A 5,120-nucleotide genomic window follows, 5' to 3' on the forward strand; every position below is an offset into this window, starting at 1 on the left:
CAAAAGCTGCTTAAACCTATGGGGGTGCTTTCTCCTCCCAGCACCCCCGCCCATTATAATTATTCTCAACACGTCGATAATAAGGAAAATTTTAAATGAACGAAGAAAAATTAACTGCCTCAATAGAAAAAATAAGCTTATTCGAATAAGCTTTACTGTCGATGCGTTTGCAACGGCTTGTCAATATACAAGATCTCTCAATTTATCTCGGAATGTCAATGACATACATTAGAGAACTTGTAAAAATCGGAGCTTTTCCTAAGCCTATACAAGAAGGACGATACTTAAAATGGGATCTTGTTGAAATTGATCGTTATATTGAAGCCAAAAAAACTGAAAGAGATTCAGTAGAATTATCTTGAAGAGGTCCCAAATTACGAACTACTCATAGAGAAGATTAACAAAAATGACAGAAAATTATTGATAATAGTTTGATCATGAATAATTTAGTGACAATCGATAATGATGGTATTACCGTCACGACCTCTTTAAAAATTGCAGAGGTTGGATTTGAAATTTCACCTTTTTGAAAAAGAAAGGGTTCTATTTGCTGGGCTTTAACAGGCTTTGTCGGGTGTAGCTATGCCATACAATATCCGTTTGGGAAAAGCATAGCGATGGACTATCGACCGTGCTTGTTAACACTCGGCGCCTTAAAAAAGGAGGAGATCAAAGTGCTGAAAAGAATCTCAAAAGCAGAAATGATTTGCATTTTAGCATCATCGCGGTGCCGTCTGATAGCGTTATAATGGAGTTATGAAAGGTGGTTTAGAAGGTGGTTTAATTTTGTTGATTTTTAATAACCTATTGGAAAATAAGGGGAAATTCAGATGCTGTGGTGCGGACGGCGGGACTTGAACCCGCAAGGTCTTAGACCGGCAGATTTTAAGTCTGCTATGTTTACCGTTTTCATCACGTCCGCGATAAGAGCTCTCTCATAAGCTATATCTTTTGTTGAATCAAGAATTAATGATTAAGAGCAAAACTTTTCATATTTTTTCAATTTCTGACTGACAATAGTTGTCTTTGTAGCTAGAAGGAGCCTGTATAATATTAACGAAGCATGAAATGATTGGTGTTATGAGTAGTAAATTTATTCGAGACGTAAATAAAGCTATGGTGGCTCTTCATCATGTGTTTGCTGAAACACCACTTCAGAGAAATGATTTTCTTAGTCAAAAATATGATGCAGAAATTTATTTAAAACGTGAAGACTTAACACCAGTACGGTCATATAAGATTCGCGGTGCTTTTAATTTTGTTTCAGAAATGCTTGATAAGATCTCTCAAGATGCTGCATTTGTTTGTGCATCAGCGGGGAATCATGCGCAAGGAGTGTCCTTTGTTTGTCGCTATTTTAAGCGTAAAGGCGTGATTTTTATGCCTGTGACGACTCCGCAACAGAAAATTGATAAAACACGCGTTTTTGGTAAAGAGTTTATTGATATTCGTTTAGTTGGTGAGACATTTGATCAATGTTATGCTGCTGCGCAGTCTTTTGCTGCGGAGAGTGGGGGAGTGATGGCACCACCTTTTGATGATATTCACATTATTACGGGGCAGGCGACAATTCTTTGTGAATCTGTTTTGCAATGGAAAAAACTCAATGGGGAAAGTGAGCCAGATTTGATGATTGTACCTGTAGGTGGTGGTGGTTTGGCTAGTGGTGTGAGTAAATTTTTATGTGAATATGGTTGGAAAACGGAGCTTCGTTTTGTTGAACCACAAAGAGCCGCAAGTTTGCTTGCTTGTTTGAAGAGTGGAAAACGTGTCAAACTTGAAACTATCGATACATTTGTAGATGGTGCTGCTGTGGCTGAAATTGGTGCGTTAAATTACACAATGTTAAAGCAATTTTCACCCGATTCTGTTATTACAGTTCCTGAAAATCGTGTTTGTTCTACAATGATTGAAATGCTCAACGTTGAAGGTGTAGTCCTTGAACCAGCAGGTGCTTTATCAATCGATGCTCTTAACAGTATTTCTTCTCAAGAGTTGAAAGGAAAAAAAATCCTTCTTGTTATTTCAGGTGGTAATTTTGATTTTGAGCGTTTGCCAGATATTAAAGAGCGTTCTTTGCGTTTTCAGGGTTTGAGAAAGTATTTTATTTTTAGTTTTCCGCAACATCCTGGCGCATTGCGTGATTTTCTTGCTCAACTTTCTCCAGATGATGATATCGTGCGCTTTGAATATTTTAAAAAATCTGCTAGAAATTTTGGTTCTGTGTTAATTGCAATTGAAACAAAAAAATACGATAATTTCTGTCTCTTAGAGAAAAATTTTCAAGCTTTAGGTTGGCGTTATCGTGATATTACAAACGATCAAACATTGTTTGATTTTGTTATATGATAAACTAAAATTTTTGCTAAAATGAGAAATATTAAGATAAGAATGGAATCTGTTTTTTGCTTTTTACTGGGACTGTTCTTGTTTTTGAGTGTTGCTAAACAGAGTTTAGCATCTGAACCAGTGATAGTACAAAAAGCTGAGCTTTTAAGATTAGTTGTTGATGTTAATAGTGCGTTAAAAAATAGGAATTTTGCACCTATTCCCGCTTATATGCCTGATCGGCTTTATAAAGAAATGGCGCGCCGATTGAATACAACAGAGGATAGTTTACGTCACAGTTTTCTTCAACAGCTGCATGTTCAATTTGAGAATTTGCCTGATGGTGCTTATCGTTTAAGTGAAAAAAACATAGACTATTTGCAAACTGATAAAGGTACTTTGTATGCTTTAATCCCGACTACGCTTGAGATGAAAGATCGCATCATGCGATATAAAACTTTGGCGATTTTTGATAAAACGCAATGGTATTTAATCTATGGTGGTCAGAAAACTGTACAAAATCCAGTTTTTCTAGAAATTTATCCTGATTTTAATAGGGTACATTTACCGAAGGAGATAATAATAAAGAAATAAGTGGTTAAAACATCGTGTTTCTTATTTATAATAAATAACTTTCTCAAAGCGCTTGCTTTTTTGTCATAATTCTACGATAGTATAAGTAAAGGTGTTTGAGATGGTTAATTGGCTCTTTAGTAGGATGGGGTTTATGCACCTTTCTTCTTTTTTTAAGATGTTCATTGGGTGCGCAAATCGCTCTTTCAAGCGTTGCTTAACGAATTTGTAATATCAAGGTCTTTTTTGCGCGGATTCTTGAGTAACAGAGTTCAGCTTGTTACTTGTTTAGAGTCGTTGAGCTGAGGAAAGATTTTATTTTGACTATAAATAGAGAAAACGTTTTTATAAAGTTGGGTTTGTCTGCTCTTTTGAGTAAAAATTTGCTCATGGCTGGTATGGGTAAACCTACGCCTATTCAAGAAAAAGCTATTCCGGTGGTGTTGAGTGGGCGTGATATGTTAGGTATTGCACAGACAGGTTCTGGGAAGACCTTGGCGTTTAGTTTGCCTATTCTCAGTCAGATTTTGATTTTGGGTAATAAACGTTGCCCTAAAACTGCGCGGGCTTTGATTTTGGTTCCTACGCGTGAACTCGCTGTTCAGATTGATGAAACAATTCGTGTTGCTGCGAGGGGAACGCATCTTTCGACATGTCTTATTTTTGGTGGGGTATCACGTTTAAAACAAATTAAACGCATAGAAGCTGGTGTGGATGTTTTGATAGCAACGCCAGGGCGTTTAAGAGATCTTGTTCGTGAAAAATGCGTTGATCTTTCTCAATCTCGTTTTTTAGTTCTGGATGAAGCAGATCGTATGTTGGATATGGGTTTTATTAATGATGTACAGCAAATTGCAAAGCTTTTGCATCCAGAGCGTCAGACAGCGCTTTTTTCTGCGACAATGCCGAAAGAAATCAATGTACTTGCGAAGTGTTTGCTCAATGAGCCAGTAACAATAGAGGTTACTCCTCAAGGGACGACTGTTGCAGAAATCACTCAGAAATTATATTGCGTCCCTACCAGCGAAAAAAAGAATGTTTTAGGTAAACTTTTGACAAATCCGGCTCTTACTTCGGTCATTGTTTTTACTCGAACTAAACACGGCGCTGATGCTGTTACACGTACTTTAACAAAGATAGGGTATTCTGTTGCAACAATTCATGGAAATAAATCGCAAAGTGCTCGCCAGTCTGCTTTGAAAGCTTTTCGTGAACAGACTGTGCGGGTTCTTGTTGCGACAGATATTGCAGCGCGCGGTATTGATGTACTAGGAATAAGCCACGTTATTAATTACGATTTACCAGATGAAGCTGAAAGTTATGTGCATCGTATCGGTCGTACAGGACGTAATGGTGCGTCTGGTGAAGCATTCACACTCTTTGATGAAGGAGTAGAAGGAGCGCGGTTGCGTGCTGTAGAGCGCTTGATTTCTATGCGGTTAGTGCGTGAAGCTGTTCCAGTACAGTTTGCTGCATTTCCAGAAAAGACGATTGTGCCAGAAGGTGAAAAAAACGAAAACAGTAAATTTTGTTTTAGAAAATCTAAACGTCAGAAGCGATTTCTGAATTATAAAGATAAAGCTGTGCAATTACAGGGCAAAAATTCTTCATCTCCAAATGAAAGACACAAAAAAGCAAAGGCATCTGCAAAGCGCGCAAAGACTTTGCGTTTTCGTAAGTCAGTGAAGAAGGCAGCTTGAGGAAAATCTTTAGAAGGAATCATGGGCTTAGAATCTTTTCTTCTTTTCGATTTTTTCTCGCTTTAAATAAGGAAAAGAGAAACACAAGCAATACTCTTGCAAAAGTAAGAGAGGATTTTAAATATTTTTATTTTTTTAAAATGAAAATATTTTACATATCTGGTATAACACAAAAATGCCTTAAAAGGACTTATCATTCGTATTACTCATTGAAAGTGACTTTGAAAATTTTATTCTTTCATATCTATTGGTGTATACTCTATTTAAAACATGTGAATAAATAAAAACATTATTTATAATTAAAGGATGTGTTGTTTTGTTTTTTTATGCTGATTTATGATATAATAGAGAGAGTGTGTTGTAGTTAGCGAAAATTTTTTCAGTATCCTTCCAATTTAGTTATAGTAATGTTTTGACATATATGGAGATGATATCGATAGATTTTTGTTTTCGTTTGATACTCTTTGTAGTTTGACAGTAAGTTTTGTACTAAGTGGGGAGAGGTGGGATTAGTTAGGA

The 5,120-nt window shown here is 36.5% G+C and carries 4 protein-coding genes and 1 tRNA gene; 4 read left to right on the plus strand and 1 reads right to left on the minus strand.

What is annotated here, in order from left to right; all coding sequences use genetic code 11:
* The first annotated feature begins 218 nt into the window (after positions 1-218).
* Complete coding sequence (locus tag GQO39_RS09325; RefSeq protein ID WP_246668554.1) at positions 219-362, plus strand: helix-turn-helix transcriptional regulator; 144 nt, start codon at positions 219-221, stop codon at positions 360-362.
* Between the two features lie 474 nt (positions 363-836).
* Here the strand turns inward: GQO39_RS09325 and GQO39_RS08000 are convergent.
* Positions 837-922 (minus strand) — tRNA-Leu (locus tag GQO39_RS08000).
* Between the two features lie 146 nt (positions 923-1,068).
* On the opposite strand from GQO39_RS08000, the gene ilvA reads away from it, so the two are divergent.
* From ilvA to GQO39_RS08015, 3 genes are all read left to right on the plus strand, one after another.
* Positions 1,069-2,349, plus strand: a complete 1,281-nt coding sequence (gene ilvA / locus GQO39_RS08005; RefSeq protein WP_156851699.1) for a threonine ammonia-lyase IlvA — start codon at positions 1,069-1,071, stop codon at positions 2,347-2,349.
* A gap of 42 nt (positions 2,350-2,391) precedes the next feature.
* Positions 2,392-2,922 (plus strand): hypothetical protein, encoded by a 531-nt coding sequence (locus GQO39_RS08010; protein WP_156851700.1) that lies wholly within the window; start codon positions 2,392-2,394, stop codon positions 2,920-2,922.
* Between the two features lie 299 nt (positions 2,923-3,221).
* On the plus strand, positions 3,222-4,601 hold the full coding sequence (locus GQO39_RS08015; RefSeq protein WP_156851701.1) for a DEAD/DEAH box helicase: 1,380 nt from the start codon (positions 3,222-3,224) through the stop codon (positions 4,599-4,601).
* The last annotated feature ends 519 nt before the right edge of the window (positions 4,602-5,120 follow it).

Origin of the sequence: Bartonella refiksaydamii (assembly GCF_902652675.1) — a bacterium.
GTDB classification, from domain to species: domain Bacteria; phylum Pseudomonadota; class Alphaproteobacteria; order Rhizobiales; family Rhizobiaceae; genus Bartonella; species Bartonella refiksaydamii.

What these genes read in the sequence shown, in the direction of transcription:
- ilvA (WP_156851699.1), top strand. Translation starts at nt 1,069, where the DNA reads ATGATTGGTGTTATGAGTAGTAAATTTATTCGAGACGTAAATAAAGCT.
- GQO39_RS08010 (WP_156851700.1), top strand. Translation starts at nt 2,392, where the DNA reads ATGGAATCTGTTTTTTGCTTTTTACTGGGACTGTTCTTGTTTTTGAGT.
- GQO39_RS09325 (WP_246668554.1), top strand. Translation starts at nt 219, where the DNA reads ATGACATACATTAGAGAACTTGTAAAAATCGGAGCTTTTCCTAAGCCT.